The sequence below is a fragment of the Pseudomonas sp. PP3 genome (assembly GCF_905336995.1).
Taxonomy (GTDB): domain Bacteria; phylum Pseudomonadota; class Gammaproteobacteria; order Pseudomonadales; family Pseudomonadaceae; genus Aquipseudomonas; species Aquipseudomonas reinekei.
The window spans coordinates 3498680-3514947 of sequence record NZ_HG995459.1; the positions used below are offsets into that span (position 1 = coordinate 3498680).

The window sequence follows — 16268 nt, forward strand, 5'->3', positions numbered from 1 at the left end:
AACCATTACTAGTCCAGCGGGTTTTTTACTATAAGGCAAGTATCTAAACGCCGCACCGTCACCGGCGCGGCATCCTTTTACAAAGCCATATCAGTCGCAGCATTTTCCTTCGGTGCTTTCGGCGCTTCAGCTGGCGCAGTCACCGGTGCAGTTGCCTGACCAATCGCCGGTGGCGGGGTCAGTTCCAGCACCTTGGCGGTGTAGGCCCATTCCTGCGCAACCTTTTCAGGATTGCCGTTCAGCTGGGTGCCATAGCTCGGCACGATCTGGTGCAGTTTTTCCTGCCAGGCCGGGGTGGCGACCTTGTCCTTGAAGACTTTCTGCAGCACGGTCAGCATGATCGGCGCAGCGGTCGAAGCACCTGGGGACGCGCCCAGCAGGCCGGCGATGGAGCCGTCTTGCGAAGCGACGATTTCAGTGCCCAGCTTCAGCACGCCACCGGCAGCTTCATCACGCTTGATGATCTGCACGCGCTGGCCCGCTTGCCACAGACGCCAGTCTTCAGCCTTGGCGTTCGGGAAGTATTCTTTCAGGGCGTTGAGGCGGTCTTCGTCAGACAGCATCAGTTGACCCGCGAGGTACTCGACCAGCGGGTATTCCTTGATGCCAACCTTGGTCATCGGCCACACGTTGTGCGTGGTCGTGGTGGTCAGCAGGTCCAGGTACGAACCTTCTTTCAGGAACTTGGTACTGAAGGTCGCGAATGGGCCAAACAGGATCACGCGCTTGCCGTCCAGCACGCGGGTGTCCAGGTGCGGAACCGACATCGGCGGTGCACCCACCGAAGCTTTACCGTAGGCCTTGGCCAGGTGTTGCTCGGCGATGGTCGGGTTTTCGGTCACGAGGAACGAGCCGCCTACCGGGAAGCCTGCGTATTCCTTGGCTTCAGGAATGCCGGACTTCTGCAGCAAGTGCAGGGCACCGCCACCAGCGCCGATGAACACGAACTTGGCGTCGGTTTCGGATTTGCTGCCGTCTTTCAGGTTTTTGTAGCTGACGCGCCAGGTGCCGTCTTCGTTCCTGGTGATGTCCTGCACTTCGCTGGACAGCTTCAAGTCGAATTTCGGCGTGGTTTGCAGGTGCGCGACGAACTGGCGGGTGATCTCGCCGAAGTTCACGTCGGTACCGATCGGGGACCAGGTGGCTGCGATTTTCTGGTTCGGGTCACGCCCTTCCATCATCAGCGGGACCCACTTCTTGATCACAGCCGGGTCTTCGGAATACTGCATGCCGGCGAACAGCGGGCTCGCCTGCAGGGCTTCGTAGCGCTTTTTCAGGAACTTGATGTTGTCATCGCCCCACACGAAGCTCATGTGCGGTGTGGAGTTGATGAACGAGCGCGGGTTCTTCAGCACGCCTTGCTGAACCTGCCAGGCCCAGAACTGACGGGAGATCTGGAAAGCTTCGTTGATTTCAACGGCTTTCGGGATCGAGACGTTGCCTTTGTCGTCTTCCGGGGTGTAGTTCAACTCGGCCAGGGCGGAGTGACCGGTACCGGCGTTGTTCCAGCCGTTGGAGCTTTCCAGGGCGACGCCGTCGAGACGCTCGATCATTTCCATCGAGGTGCCGGGTTCCAGCTCATTGAGCCACACACCCAGGGTCGCGCTCATGATGCCGCCGCCAATCAGCAGCACATCGACTTTCTTGGCTTCTTCGGCCTGAGCCGTCGTCATCCCCAACGACAAAGCCAACCCCAGCAGGGCTGTGTTTACTTTTTTAAACATCTGTAGCACCTATGATAAAACGCCATCCGCCCTTCCATCCTCGCGCACACGGCCCATGTTTCACGGCAGATCATGGGTGCGGCACAGCAGGATTACAGGGTGGGCACACAAGGCCGACATGACTGCATCGACCCCAGTTATATGTCCCTACTGAACTGACTTCTTATCTTTTTTGGCTTCAGCTACTTGAGCGACAGTGATTCTGTTCGCCTGTCTCGTGGACAGGAAAACTGAATAGGTCAAACCAAGTTGCGCCAAGAATATCACGACATGGCTAACCCGCGCGTCTGTTCCCGACTCGTTAGTCCGGATAGACGCGGCGGGAGCTCTATACTGTTCCTGTTTGCCTCAATGGGTGCATTGTCATGAGCGATACAGACTATCTGCGCAAATACTCCTCCCAAGTAATCGACGGCGTCGAAGCCGCGCCCGCGCGAGCCATGCTGCGCGCCGTGGGTTTCACCGATGACGACTTCAAGAAGCCGCAGATCGGCATTGCCTCGACCTGGGCGATGGTGACGCCTTGCAACATGCACATCGACAAGCTCGCGCTGGAAGTGGAAAAAGGCGCGAACGCAGCGGGTGCCAAAGGCGTGATTTTCAACACCATCACCATCTCCGACGGCATCGCCAACGGCACGGAAGGCATGAAGTATTCGCTGGTGTCCCGCGAGGTCATTGCCGATTCCATCGAGGTCGTGGTCGGTTGCGAGGGCTTCGACGGATTGGTGACCGTGGGCGGATGCGACAAGAACATGCCGGGCTGCCTGATCGGCATGGCGCGGCTCAATCGGCCGTCGATCTTCGTCTATGGCGGCACCATCCGCCCGGGCGCCGGCCACACCGACATCATTTCCGTGTTTGAGGCCGTCGGCCAGCATGCCCGCGGCGACATCAGTGAAATTCAGGTCAAGCAGATCGAAGAAGTGGCCATCCCCGGCCCGGGTTCTTGCGGCGGTATGTACACCGCCAACACCATGGCCTCGGCCATCGAAGCGCTGGGCATGAGCCTGCCGGGTTCCAGTTCCCAGGACGCCGTCGGCGGCGACAAAGCCTCAGACAGTTATCGCGCTGGCCAACAGGTCATGGAACTGCTCAAGCTCGATTTGAAACCCCGGGACATCATGACCCGAAAGGCTTTCGAGAACGCCATCCGCGTGGTGATCGCCCTCGCCGGCTCAACCAATGCCGTGCTGCATTTGCTGGCCATGGCCAATGCGGTGGATGTCGAGTTGACCCTTGATGACTTTATCGAGCTGGGCAAGATTTCCCCGGTGGTGGCCGACCTGCGCCCCAGCGGCAAATACATGATGAGCGAGCTGGTGGCCATCGGCGGCATACAGCCCTTGATGAAACGCATGCTGGCGGCCGGTATGTTGCACGGCGACGTGATGACCGTCACCGGCAAGACCCTCGCCGAAAACCTGGAAAGCGTACCCGACTACCCCGACGGCCAGGACGTGATCCTGCCCTTCGACCGACCGATCAAAAAGGACTCGCACCTGGTGGTGCTGCACGGCAACCTCTCGCCCACCGGCGCGGTCGCCAAGATCACCGGCAAGGAAGGCTTGCGCTTTGAAGGCACGGCGCGGGTCTACCACGGTGAGGAAGGCGCGCTGGCCGGCATTCTCAACGGTGAAGTGCAGCCCGGCGAAGTGATCGTGATCCGCTATGAAGGCCCCAGGGGCGGGCCGGGCATGCGCGAGATGCTTTCACCGACGTCGGCGGTGATGGGCAAGGGATTGGGCAAGGATGTGGCGCTGATCACCGATGGGCGTTTTTCCGGTGGATCCCACGGTTTCGTGGTCGGGCACATTACGCCCGAGGCCTTTGAGGGCGGACCGATTGCGTTGGTCGAGAATGGCGACAAGATCACCATCGACGCCGAAACCCGGCAGATCACGGTAGACGTGTCCGATGCCGAACTGGCCGAACGCAAGTCGCGTTGGGTGAGGCCGGAATCGAAGTACAAGCGCGGGGTGTTGGCCAAGTATGCGAAGACGGTTTCGAGTGCTTCGGAGGGGGCAGTTACCGATAAGTATCTTTGACCGGTAGTTCTATGTTGTCCGCTCTGACGCTATCGCGAGCAGGCTCGCTCCCACAAGGAATCTCCGGCGACCAAAGATTTTGTGTTCGCTGAAGATCAACTGTGGGAGCGAGCCTGCTCGCGATGAGGGCTGCACAGTCACCTAAACATTCGGCTGATACCCGAACATCGACTTCACTTCCAGATAATCCTCCAATCCATAAACGCCCCATTCCCGGCCGTTGCCCGACTGTTTGTAGCCGCCGAACGGGGCGCCGTTGTCCACCTTGCTGCCGTTGATGTGGACCATGCCGGTGCGCAACCGTCGCGCTACCGCCCGAGCGCGCTCAAGCGTGCCCGCCGTGACATAGCCCGAGAGGCCGTAGAGACTGTCATTGGCGATCGCCACGGCGTGGTCTTCCGTGTCATACGGGATAATCACCAGCACCGGCCCGAACACTTCCTCCCGGGCGATCGGCATGTCCGGATGGACGTCGGCGAACACCGTCGGCCGAACGTAATACCCTTGTTTCACTCCGTCGGGACGTCCTGCGCCACCGCACACCATGCGCGCGCCTTGATCGATGGCGGCGCCGATCAATGCCTGGACCCGGTCGAATTGCGCGACATTCGCCAGTGGCCCCATGGCGCTGGCGGGCTGGCTGTCATCGAAACAGATCTGCGCGGCGACGGTCCGGGCGATCTCGATGGCCTGCCCTTGCATCACCCGCGGAACCAGCAGGCGCGTTGGCGCATTGCAGGACTGACCGCTGTTGCGAAAACAGCCGCTCACGCCGTGGCGAACCGCTGTCTCGATATCGGCATCGGCGAGGATCAGGTTGGCGGATTTGCCTCCCAACTCCTGGGATACACGCTTGACCGTATCGGCAGCGGACTTGGCCACGGCGATGCCCGCACCGGTAGAACCGGTGAACGAAACCATATCGATGTCAGGATGCCGGGCGATGCCATCGCCGATGGTCGGGCCATCGCCGTTGACCAGGTTGAACACGCCTTTGGGGACGCCGGCCTGGTGAAGAATCTCGGCCAGCAACATGGCAGATAGCGGTGCCTTTTCGCTGGGCTTGAGCACCATGGTGCAACCGGCAGCCAACGCTGGGGCAAGCTTGCATGTCAGTTGATTAAGCGGCCAGTTCCAGGGTGTGATCAACCCACAAACGCCAATTGGCTCGCGGCTGATCAACGTTGTGCCGTGCTGACGGTCGAACTCATAACTGCGCAGCACCTCGAAGGCCCGTTGCAGGTGTCCAAGACCCGCCGGCACATGGGCACTGCGTGCCAGTGACAGTGGCGCGCCCATCTCCCGGTGAACCAGTTCGACCAGCGCTTCGCTGTGTTGACGATAACCTTCGATGATCGCGCCCAGCAGGTCCAGACGCTCCTCGCGCGTCCACTGCGCGTACGACGAGAAGGCTCGACCGGCCGCCGCCACGGCCAGGTCAAGGTCCGCGCGAGTGCCCAGTGTGATCGCGCCGATGGCGCGCTCGGTGTTCGGGTCGATCACCTCCAGGGAATCGCCCGCCACGGGCTTGACCCACTCGCCATCGATGTAGAAGTCGAGGTAATTCATCGGGCCTCCTCAGGCAACTTGATCGAGCACACGTTGCAAGGTGTCGAAAATCAGAGCGATCTGTTCTTCGCTGATGATCAGCGGTGGCGACAGCACGATGTTCTCGCCCGAGGCTCGCACCAGCAGCCCGGCGTCGAAACAGCGCTGCGCGACGTCGGCAGCGCGAGCACCGGGAGCCTGTTCACGGAACTTGAGCTCGATGGCGCACAGCAGACCGATGGCACGGATGTCCTGCACCGAAGCGTGCTCGCGTAACGCCAGCGCTGCGTTCTGCCAGACAGGGGCAACCTGGCGCACGTGAACGTTGATGCCCAATTCCTCATGCACCGCGAGGGTCGCCAACCCGGCCGCGCACGCCAGTGGATGCGCCGAATAGGTGTAGCCGTGCATCAGCTCGATGGCTTGTTCGGGGCCCGCCATGAATGCTTCATACACCGAACCGCTGATCAGTACGGCGCCCATGGGCACGGCGCCATTGGTCAAGCCCTTGGCGAGGGTCATCAGGTCCGGCGTCACCCCGAATGCCTGCGCGGCGAACGAGTGGCCAAGGCGTCCGAAACCGGTAATCACTTCATCGAAAATCAGCAACACGCCATGGTGGTCGCAAATCTCGCGCAGCCTCTGCAAGTAACCCACGGGCGGCGCATAGACGCCACCGGAGCCGGTCACCGGCTCAACGATGACCGCCGCCACTGTCGCCGGGTCGTGCACCTCCAGCAATTGCAACAACGCATCGGCGTAATGGGCGCCCTGTTGCGGCTGGCCATGGCTGAAACGCAGGCTGGCGTCATAGGGCAGCGGCAGGTGTGCAACGTCGCCGAGCAACGGCCCGAAGTCGCGTTTCTGCCGACCGATACCTGACACCGACAACCCACCGAAGCCCATACCGTGATAGCCCTTGGCACGGCCGATCAGCTTGGTCCGGCGACTGTCGCCACGGGCCTGATGGTAGGCGCGGGCAATCTTCAGCGCGGTGTCGACCGCCTCGGAACCCGAGTTGGTGAAGAACACCTTGTTCAGCCCCGCCGGGGCAATCGCTGCCAATTGGTCGGCCATGCTCAGCGCCGCCGGATGGCTCATCTTGAACGACGACACGAAGTCCAGGCGCCCTGCTGCTTCACGAATCGCCTCGACAATCCGTGCCTGACCGTGGCCGGCGTTGACGCACCAGAGTCCGGCCATGGCATCCAGCACCCGGTGACCCTCGGTGGTGGTGTAATGCATGCCCTCGGCGCTCTCGAACAGCGTCGGCTGACGATTGAACTGACGCATCGGGGTAAAGGGCGCCCACAGCGCGGAAGTTGAAATCGGGTTCATCTACTGTGCTCCATCCAGTTAATCAGGGATCAGGTCCGGGTGCCGGTCAGGGTCGGGCGCTGCATCGATCCGGCGTTGGTGTTGACGCCACGGTCGAACAGCAAGTGGCCGTCCACCAGACGACAGCAGACGTGGTCGCCGAAAGCGGTTTCGACAAAGCGCCAGTCCATCCGCAACTCGCCTGGCGCGGTCCAGCGACCCTGGGCGATGACCGGGGTCTGCTCCGGTTGGTATTGGTGATGCAGATAATTGCCGGTGAGGCTGGTCTGCGACTCAATGGGCTGATGCAGGCCAACACGCAAACTGTGTCGCCCACGGTGGTCGACCAGGGTGAAATCGCAGTAGTCATCGTGAAAGTCGAAGCCCAGTTCCCGCACGCCGTCCTCGTTTGGCGCCACGGCGAAACGGCCTTGCAGGGCAACGGCGTGCGGCGACTCGCTCAGGCCTTGCAGGGTCGGCAGGCGCAGGGCGTCGATCAGGCCGTCGAGTTGCGTTTGGCTGGTGTGCGGATCCGAGGCCTCACGTCCCAGTGCCGGGAACAGGTGCTCCCAGATCGCTGCTTTCAGGCGCTTCTCGCCCAGGCGCAGACCGCAGGTGAAGGCGATCACCGTGTCCTGGTCCGGCAGCACCATGCAGTACTGACCGAAGACACCGGACGCATAGTAACCGCCGTGTTCGGTCATCCACCATTGATAGCCGTAGCCTTCCTGACGCGATTCGGTGTGGCTGTCTTTGCTGCGCGGCAGGTACTGCTTGCCGTCGAACTCCCCCATCCACACATCGTCCACCTGATTGCGCGTGGCATCGGCAATCCACTGCGGGCTCAGCAACTGTCGCCCCTGCCACTGACCCCGGTTCAGGTGCAACACGCCGAACTTCAGGGAGTCTTCCGTAGTGCAACTCAAGCCATTACCGCCGGAGTTGAAACCACCGGGTGCCAGGTCCCATTCCAGGCCGTCCATGCCGAGGTAATCCAGCACCCGCTCTTGCAGCAAGGCGTGCAAGGTTTGCCCGCTGACCCGGGTGACAATCGCCGACAGCATGAAGCTCGAAGCGCTGCTGTAGATGAAGTCTTTACCCGGCGGCACCGTCACCGGCTCGTGTAAAAAAGCTTCGACCCAGCTGGTTTTAAGGTTGCGCCAGTCGCCGCCGGAAATGCCCCGCGGGTGGCCGGTGCGCATGGTCAGCAAGTCTTCCACGGTCATGGCGGCAAGGTTTTCGCTGATCTCGACCGGGCACAATTCGGGGAAAAAACTGACCACTTTGTCATCGAGATTCAGGCGTCCGTCATCGACCAGCAGCCCCACGGCCGTGGCGGTCCAACTCTTCGTCGCCGAGTGCTGCACGTGCCGGCGCCGCGCCGAGTACGGCCGCCAGAATGCTTCTGCCACCACCGCGCCCTGGCGATAAAGCATGACGCTGTGCAGTTCAAGTCCGGCGCTGTCCACCGCCGAGAGGAAGTCGACGATGCCTTGAGGGTCGACGCCTCGTTCATGGGGCAAGGCTCTGGGCAGGGGTACATAGGTCATGGCTCACGTCCTCAAAATTGCCATTTCTCTGCTTGGCAATGTTTTTATATTTCAAATAATACATACTTGGTTTTATTGGCCGCTGCATAAATGTATTTGCAGCCCCTATAATTCAGCTTCAGGCCGTTCCAAAGCTTTCCGGCCTTTTCGGGTATCCTTGCCTCCCCTGTCACAGGAACGACAACGCGCCATGGCCCAACTCACCTCGCTGCAGACCAAAGTCGCCGGCCAGATCCTTTCCGCCATTCAGTCCGGCGACCTGCAACCCGGTACCCACCTCAAGGAGGTGGAACTGAGCCAACGACTAGGCGTGTCGCGCTCGCCGATCCGCAGCGCCCTCTCGTACCTGGCCGAACAGCAACTGATCGAACCGTTGCCCCAGCAAGGCTTTCGCGTACCGCTGCAAACCTCTGCGGGCCTGGCGGAACAGTTCGATGAGCTGCATAACGAAGAGGACGAGCTTTACACCCGGCTGATCGACGACCGGCTGAACCAGGTCTTGCCCGACCAGATCTCCGAAAGCGATCTGTTGCGGCGGTACGGTGCGGGTAAAAGCGTGCTGCGCCGCTGCCTGCTGCGGCTTTCCGATGAAGGCGTCATGCAGCGCAAACACGGGCATGGCTGGATGTTCCTGCCCACCCTGAGCAGCCCGCAGACGCGCTTCGAGAGCTACCGTTTTCGCATGCTGGTCGAGCCCGCCGGGCTGCTGGAGCCCACGTTCAAAATCAATGCCGAACAGTTCCGGCGCTGCCGGGAACGGCAACTCGAATTGCTCGAAGGTCAGGTCGACGGCCAGCGCTTTTTTGAATGCAACGCCGAGTTCCATGAACTGCTCGCCGCAGCGTCCGGCAATACCTACATCCTTCAAGCGATCCAGCAGCAGAACCGCTTGCGTCGGCTGACCGAGTTTCATTCGGCGAGCAATGTCGAGCGGGTGAAAGTGTCCTGCCGTGAGCATCTGGCAATTCTTGATGCGCTGGAGCAAGGCGATAACGAATGGGCTTCGACCTTGCTCCACCGGCATTTGGAAGTGGCCAGCAAGATGGGTGTTGCGCGCAATAAGGCCTGATACCTCTTGATCATGGCCAGCCAAGGCTGGACATGCCCCTGTAGGAGCCGTCGAGTGCAACGAGGCTGCGATCTTGAAAGCAAGATCAAAAGATCGCAGCCTTCGGCAGCTCCTGCATTTGACGAAAGACATCCGTGAAATCAGATTGGCTGACACACCGCCGTCGCCAACAGGCTGGCTCCCACAGTTGTTTAGCGTACACACCCTGCTCATCACCAAAGCGCCACGGTATAACCGACAATCACACGGTTTTCGCTCATGTCCCGCAGGTAGTTGGCCTTGCTAAAGCCATTACGCCAGCGCAACGAAACACCCTTGAGCGCGCCGGACTGAAACACATAGCCCAGGTCGATATCCCGCTCCCACTCACGCCCCTCGCCAGCAAAACCCAGGACTTCAGCCTGATCGCCCTTGGCCCAGCGCGTGGAAAGCGTCAGCCCCGGAACCCCCAGGACGGCAAAGTCAAAGTCGTAGCGCGCGTGCCAGACTCGCTCGTTGGTCTGGGAGAAGTTGCTCAGTTGGTACTCGGAAAACAGGTAAGTGTTAGTCCCGTCCACATAGGTAAAAGGCGTATCGCCATACTGTTCCTGATAACCGCCGCCCAGGCTGTGGCCCTTGTAGCTGTAGGCAATCCGCGTACTCAACGCGCGGTTATCGACCTTGCCCGCCAGGCCCGCGCCTGCCTTGTCCGCATCGAAGTAGCGGATGTCGGTTTTCAGCGTGCCGCCACCGAGGGCAAAGCTGTTTTTCAGGCCGACGTAGTGCTGCTGATAGATGTCTTCCAGCTGTGCAAAGTGGTAGGTCAGGGTCAGGTTCGGATTGAGTTTGTAATCGCCGCCGACAAAGTTGAACTCGTCACTTTTGGCCGAGCTTTTGTAAGCGCCGCTCTGACTGGTCAGGCCCATCTCTTCGTAGTCGGTCGACTCGCGCTGCTTGGTCCGGTCGATCTGGCCGCCGATCAAGGTCAGGTCCTTGATGTCCGCCGATGTCACTTGAGTGCCACGGAAGCTCTGCGGGAACAGTCGGCTGGTGTTCGGTTGCAGGGTGGGTAGGTCGGGCAGCAGATAACCCGTGCGCAACTCGCTTTTGGCGATACGCATTTTCCCGGTCACGCCCAGCTTGGAATATTCGTCGTGCGCGCGTTTCGCGTAGCTCGGTTTACCTGGCTCGGCCTCGTTGTCCCGCGACAGCAAGCCAGAGCCGGAGCGGTCGGGGCTGGAGTCGAGTTTCAAGCCGAGCATGCCCACCGCATCCACGCCAAAACCGACCGTGCCTTCGGTGAAACCCGACTTCAGGTTGAGGATGAAACCCTGCGCCCATTCTTCGCGCTTGGATTGCCCGGCATCCTCACGGTAATCGCGGTTGAAGTAGTAGTTCTTCAGCTCCAGATCGGCCTTGCTGTCCTTGATGAAATCGGCCTGGGCCGGCACGCTCAGCAGGCCCCCGCCCATCAGGCTGACACCGGTCATGATCAGGTTCAGATTGCTGTTGTTGCTCATTGCTTGGCTCCTGGCAGTCGTCGTGAGTGAGTTGGTCTTATTGTTTTTCGGACATGACTTCCCCCTTCGCGCCGGTTTCGGGACTGGCGCGCGGGGTGCAATCAGGGTGTTAAATCAAACGCTGGCCGGTCGTATTCGATAACCACCATCGGCGAGTTTTTCCAGTGGGCTGGCCGCCGCCAGCAACTGGCGCGTGTAGGGATGCTGCGGATGGTCGAAGACCTGCTCACGAGCGCCGACTTCCACCACCTCGCCCTGGTGCATGACCGCTACCCGGTGGGCGATGCGTTCCACAGCTGCCAGGTCATGGGAAATGAACAGGCAGGCAAAGCCGTATTGCGCTTGCAAGCGCTCGAACAACTCCAGAATCTGCTTCTGGATGGTCATGTCCAAAGCGGATATCGGCTCGTCGGCGATCACCAGTTGCGGGTGTCGCACCAACGCTCGGCCAATGGCGACTCGCTGGCGCTGGCCACCGGACAATTGATGAGGAAAGCGCTCGACAAACTGCTCGCCAAGGCCCACATCTCGCAACGTCTGCGAGACCCGTTCGCTGCGCTGGGCGGCATTCATACCGGGCTCATGACGCAACGGTTCGGCTAGAATCTCGCCGATTTTCATCCGCGGATTGAGCGACGAATACGGGTCCTGGAAAATCATCTGGCATTGCAGACGATGGGTGCGGTTGGCAGCCTTGAGAATGTCCACGCCCTTGAAACGAATCGCCCCGGCACAGGGTTTGATCAAACCTACCAGCGAACGGCCAAGGGTGGTCTTGCCCGAACCACTGCCACCCACCAACGCCAGGGTTTCTCCCGGTGCAATGGCCAGGCTGGCCGAATGCACCACCCGTTTGTACTGGCGCTTGCCCCAGAACGATGGCGGGCCTGGGTGCTCGATGCAGACCTGGTCGACCTCCACCAACGGGCCATTGCTCGCCGGCAGCGCTGCCAGTTCACCACGCCGTGGCAACGCCTCCAGCAACTGGCGGGTGTACTCGGCCTTGGGGGCCAGCAGAATGTCGTTGATCGTGCCCTGCTCCACCGATTGGCCGTGGCGCATCACCACCACTTTGTGGGCATAGCGCGCCACCAGAGACAGGTCATGGCTGATGAACAGAATCGCCGTGCCCTGCTCGCGGGTCAGCTCCAGCATCAGCTCGATCACATCCAGTTGAGCCAGGCAATCGAGTGCAGTGGTCGGCTCGTCGGCAATCAACAGGGCCGGGCGCAGCAACATCACCGAGGCCAGCATGATCCGTTGACGCATGCCGCCAGAGAACTGGTGCGGGTAGGCTTCCAGGCAACCCTCGGCATCCTTGATGCCGATGCGCCGCAACATGGTCAGGCAGCGTTCGCGGATCTGCCCGGCATTCAGATCGGTGTGCAGCTGGAGCGCTTCGCTCATTTGCTGGCCGATTTTCAACGCCGGATTGAGCGAAACCATCGGTTCCTGAAACACCATGCCGATGCTCGCGCCACGAATCGCCCGCAGCCCGGCGGTGTCGAGGGTCACCAGATCGCGGCCCTGGAAATCCAGGCGCCCGCCGCAGACCCGCATCGGTAGCGGCAGCAAACCGATCGCCGCTCGCGCGGCCATGGTCTTGCCGCTGCCGGATTCGCCGACCAGCGCCACGATTTCGCCCGGTGCGACACTGAAGCTCAGGTCATCGACGGCCAGCGGCCCATGCTCACCCACGCGGATCTTCAAGTTTTCCACGTTCAACAAAACATTGGTGGATGACATGCTCATTTCCTCATCCGCGGGTCGAGACGATCACGCAGCGCATCGCCAAACAGATTGATAGCCAACAGCGCCAGGCAGATGAACAGCCCCGGGAAAATCCCCAGCCAGGGCGCCGATGCAATGTACGGACGGCTGCTGGCAAGCATGTTGCCCCAGGTTGCTGCAGGAGGCGGTACGCCCAGGCCGAGAAAGCTCAAGGCACTTTCCGACAGCAATGCCCAACCAAACATGCTGGTCGCCAGCACACACAGCGGTGCCAGGCAGTTGGGCGCGATATGCCGCAGCATGGTGTACAGCTCCGAGTTGCCGATCACCCGCGACGCCTCGATGTATTCCAGTTCGCGTAGCGACAGCACCGTGCCACGCACCACCCGCACCACCGATGGCGTGTAGGCAATGCCCAGCGCCAGGACGATGCCGTACTTGCTGGCGCCAATGATCGCCATGATGCCCAACGCCATCAGGATGCCCGGAAACGCCAGCAACGCATCGTTGAACATCATCAGCACACGATCGGTCCAGCCACGCAGGTAACCGGCGAGCATGCCGATCAGCGTACCGGCGACCACCGCGACACTGACCGTCAACAAACTGATCCACAGGCTGGTGCGGGCACCGATCAACAGCCGGCTGAACACATCGCGACCGAATTCGTCGGTGCCCAGCCAATGCAGGGCTGAAGGGCCTTGCAAGCGCGACAGCAGATCGATTCGCAGCGGGTCGAACGGTGTCCAGACCAGCCCCAGCAACGCCAGAAAAATCAGGATCAGCAACAGCCCGCCGCCGATCAGCGCATTGGCCGCTGGCCAGGCACGAGGACGCTTGGCGGGTGGGCTCGCAGCACCGACGAAAGGCGCCACAGGGATATTCGAACTCATAACTTCACCCTTGGATCGAACAGTGGGTAGAGCAGATCCACACAAAGGTTGACCAGCACATAGATGAAGGTGATCAGCAGCAAGCAGCCCTGCAGTACCGGATAATCGCGGGCGAAAATCGCGTCCACCATCAGCCGGCCGATGCCCGGCAAAGTGAACACGGTTTCCAGTACCGCGATGCCGCCCAGCAGGTTGCCGAGGATCAGCCCAACCAGGGTCCAGGTCGGCGCAAACGCGTTGGGCAAGGCATGCCGCCACAACACCGAGCGCTCCGATAAACCTTTGGCGCGGGCATGGGCGATGTATTCCAGGCGCAACACCTCAATGGTGCTGGCACGGGCCATTCGCGTGATCGCCCCCAGTTCCACCAGGGTCAGGGTGATCACCGGCAACACCAGAAAACTCATGGCCTGCCACGGCGCCTGGGCGAAGCTGACGTAACCCACCACCGGCAACCAGCCGAGCTTGATGCCAAAGGCGTGAAGCAACAGCAGGCCGAGCCAGAAGCTGGGAATCGACAGCAGCAAAGTGGCGGTCGTCACCAGCCCCAGATCCAAGGCGCTGTTCTGCTTCCAGGCGGCGACCAGACCGACCGGCACTGCAATCAGCGTGGCGAGGAACACCGCCACCAGGACGATGATTGCACTGACGCTGAAACGCTCCAGGATCAGTGGCAACACCGCCTGTTTGGTGCTGATGGAAAAGCCCAAGTCACCGCTCAGAACAGCCTTGAACCAAATCAGGAACTGCGCCACCAACGAGTGATCCAGCCCCAGATTGCGCCGCATGTCGGCCAGGCTCTGCGGGTCGGCCATGTCGCCGAGCATCAGCAGCGCCGGGTCACCGGGAATCAGGCGAATCATCGCGAACACCATCACCGAAATCAGCAACAGGGTCGGTATCGCCATCCCTAGTTTTTGCAGGATAAAACGCAACATGATCAGACTCCGCGTTACTTGGCAGCGAGGCTGACGCCCCACAGTCGCGGCTTGGCCACCGGCCAGGAGTGGTAGCCACGCACGCTGTCACGCAGCCCACCGATAATGGTGCCGTTGTAGATGATCACCATGGGCGTGTCCTGGATCATCATCCGGTGCAATTGGTCGAACAACGCTTGTCGTTTACCCGTGTCACGCTCGCGCACCGCCTCACGCAGCAATGCCTGGGCTTGGGGGTTATCCCAGACTTTACGCGGTTCCTTGGTTTTATCGCCCATCAGCGAATCGAAGCCCAGCGCAGGGTCCAGCCGTGATGAATAGGAGAACGACATCATCTGGTAGTTGCCGCTCTGGTAACGCTCCAGTTGCGTGCCCCACTCCAGGGTTTCCATCTCGATGTTCAGCCCGGTGGCCTGGGCCATGGCCTGGCTCAACACGCCCATGTCGAACATCTGCTGGTAACGTTTGTTGACGATCATCTTGATCGGCTGGCCGTGATAACCCGCCTCTTTCAGCAGGCGTTGCGCCTCCTGCGGGTCGTACCTGTAGCCCTGTTTCGCCGTGGCATCGTAGAACGCGCTGGTTTGCGGGATCGCCGAGTTGTTCGGTTCGGACAAGCCATTTGACAGGGCCGTGACCATTTGCCCGTAATCCAGCGAATGGGCGATGGCCTGGCGGATGCGCACGTCCTTGAGCAGCGGGTCGTTGGTCTGGAACAACAAGCCGCAGATCGCCATGATTGGGCTGACCGACACTTGAATCCCCGGCAACGCCTTGAGTTCCTGGGCATCGCTGGCGGTGACGTCCGGTAGCAGGTCGATGTTGTTCGACAGCAAGGCTGCCTTGGCCGAAGCCGCATCGGGGATGATCATGAAGCGCACGTTATCGACCAGTGCCTGCTTCTTGCCGGTAAAGCCATCCAACCCGGCATCGTCACGGGCGCTGTAATCCTTGAAGCGAGCCAACTGTACAAATTGGCCTGGCTTCCAGTCGGCAAGGGTGAACGGACCGGTGCCAATCGGCGCCTTCCAGCGTCCGTCCGCCGCCACCGAATCCGGGTGCAAGATACCGCCCCCGCCGCAATCGGGGCGGGCCATGGACGCCAGGAACAAACCGCTAGGCTGATCGAGCTGGAACACCACGGTCAGCGGATCAGGTGTGGTGATGCCAATAATCTTCGCCCCACCGCGACCATCGAACTCCGCCAGGCAACGCCACTGCGTTTGCGGGTTGAGGTAGTGCGACCACGTCCATTGGACGTCGGCGGCGGTCAGCGTCGCGCCGTTGTGAAAGCGCACCCCTTCGCGCAGTTTGAAAGTGTAGGTCAGACCATCGTCGGAAACCTGAACTTCCTTGGCCAGCAGCGGACCGACCGTGGCGTCCTCACGATGGGCCACCAGGCCTTCAACAATGTGCAGGATGACGGTGTCGGTGTTTTCGTCGCGGTTGACACCAGGCTCGGTGCTGCGGATGTCGGCATTCAGGCCAACGCGCAATGTGGTATCGGCCTGGGCCTGTGCAATGGCGGCACCGAGCGCGACAACGCCGAGCGCTTGCAGGGTGACGCAAAGAGATCTGTTCAATAAGCGATTCACGGGAGAGGTTCTCCTTCGCTGAAAAGTCCGGCCAGGGGCAGAGCCGACTTCAAGCCTGTGTTTATGTCGTTTTTGTTATGGCCTGACCTTGATCAGCGCCGCATGCGATTTTGTTTTTTTAAATTCGCACGAACATATTCACAGCATGAAGGCTGCATTGCAATGTTTTTTTAAGCATATAAAAACACTGGCAGTCGTTTTTAGGGCGCAGCAAATCATCGCGCGGGTGGCAGGCTTCGAGATTTCTGGGGTTACTGGGGACGCCATCGCGAGCAGGCTCGCTCCCACAGTTGAAATGCATTCCAATATGGGAGCGAGCCTGCTCGCGATGGCGATAGATCAGACGAAGTAATGCC

At 60.7% G+C, this 16268-nt stretch carries 12 protein-coding genes; 3 read left to right on the plus strand and 9 right to left on the minus strand.

All coding sequences use genetic code 11. The features are described 5' to 3' along the window. Window positions 1-77: 77 nt before the first annotated feature. Window positions 78-1724, minus strand: a complete 1647-nt coding sequence (gene mqo / locus KHO07_RS15835; RefSeq protein WP_212624831.1) for a malate dehydrogenase (quinone) — start codon at window positions 1722-1724, stop codon at window positions 78-80. Between the two features lie 365 nt (window positions 1725-2089). On the opposite strand from mqo, the gene ilvD reads away from it, so the two are divergent. Beyond that, complete coding sequence (ilvD, locus tag KHO07_RS15840; protein ID WP_212624832.1) at window positions 2090-3772, plus strand: dihydroxy-acid dehydratase; 1683 nt, start codon at window positions 2090-2092, stop codon at window positions 3770-3772. Window positions 3773-3913: 141 nt separating this feature from the next. Here ilvD and KHO07_RS15845 read toward each other — a convergent pair whose 3' ends face one another. From KHO07_RS15845 to KHO07_RS15855, 3 genes are read right to left on the minus strand one after another with little or no spacing between them, the layout of a single operon-like run. Then, window positions 3914-5341, minus strand: coding sequence for an aldehyde dehydrogenase family protein (locus KHO07_RS15845; RefSeq protein ID WP_212624833.1), 1428 nt, complete (start codon window positions 5339-5341; stop codon window positions 3914-3916). A 9-nt stretch (window positions 5342-5350) separates the two neighbouring features. Further along, window positions 5351-6658, minus strand: coding sequence for an aminotransferase class III-fold pyridoxal phosphate-dependent enzyme (locus KHO07_RS15850; protein ID WP_212624834.1), 1308 nt, complete (start codon window positions 6656-6658; stop codon window positions 5351-5353). 29 nt (window positions 6659-6687) lie between these two features. After that, on the minus strand, window positions 6688-8187 hold the full coding sequence (locus tag KHO07_RS15855) for a serine hydrolase (RefSeq protein WP_212624835.1): 1500 nt from the start codon (window positions 8185-8187) through the stop codon (window positions 6688-6690). A 190-nt stretch (window positions 8188-8377) separates the two neighbouring features. On the opposite strand from KHO07_RS15855, the gene KHO07_RS15860 reads away from it, so the two are divergent. Continuing rightward, window positions 8378-9256: a GntR family transcriptional regulator gene (locus tag KHO07_RS15860; RefSeq protein WP_150702485.1), complete on the plus strand. Its 879-nt coding sequence runs from the start codon at window positions 8378-8380 to the stop codon at window positions 9254-9256. A 212-nt stretch (window positions 9257-9468) separates the two neighbouring features. Here the strand turns inward: KHO07_RS15860 and KHO07_RS15865 are convergent, their stop codons facing one another. The 5 genes from KHO07_RS15865 to KHO07_RS15885 form a co-directional block, all read right to left on the minus strand. Next, window positions 9469-10755, minus strand: coding sequence for an OprD family porin (locus tag KHO07_RS15865; RefSeq protein WP_150732624.1), 1287 nt, complete (start codon window positions 10753-10755; stop codon window positions 9469-9471). Between the two features lie 114 nt (window positions 10756-10869). Further along, window positions 10870-12501, minus strand: a complete 1632-nt coding sequence (locus tag KHO07_RS15870) for an ABC transporter ATP-binding protein (protein ID WP_150732623.1) — start codon at window positions 12499-12501, stop codon at window positions 10870-10872. A 2-nt stretch (window positions 12502-12503) separates the two neighbouring features. Continuing rightward, window positions 12504-13379 (minus strand): ABC transporter permease, encoded by an 876-nt coding sequence (locus KHO07_RS15875; protein WP_150732622.1) that lies wholly within the window; start codon window positions 13377-13379, stop codon window positions 12504-12506. Next, a complete protein-coding gene (locus KHO07_RS15880; RefSeq protein ID WP_212624836.1) occupies window positions 13376-14317 on the minus strand; it encodes an ABC transporter permease in 942 nt (313 codons plus the stop codon). The genes KHO07_RS15875 and KHO07_RS15880 overlap by 4 nt, the downstream gene beginning before the upstream one ends. A gap of 14 nt (window positions 14318-14331) precedes the next feature. Further along, a complete protein-coding gene (locus tag KHO07_RS15885) occupies window positions 14332-15840 on the minus strand; it encodes an ABC transporter substrate-binding protein (RefSeq protein ID WP_224791238.1) in 1509 nt (502 codons plus the stop codon). Window positions 15841-16000: 160 nt separating this feature from the next. On the opposite strand from KHO07_RS15885, the gene KHO07_RS15890 reads away from it, so the two are divergent. Next, the gene (locus KHO07_RS15890) at window positions 16001-16264 is read left to right on the plus strand and encodes a hypothetical protein (RefSeq protein WP_212624837.1); all 264 of its coding nucleotides are present in this window, start codon (window positions 16001-16003) and stop codon (window positions 16262-16264) included. Window positions 16265-16268 lie beyond the last annotated feature (4 nt).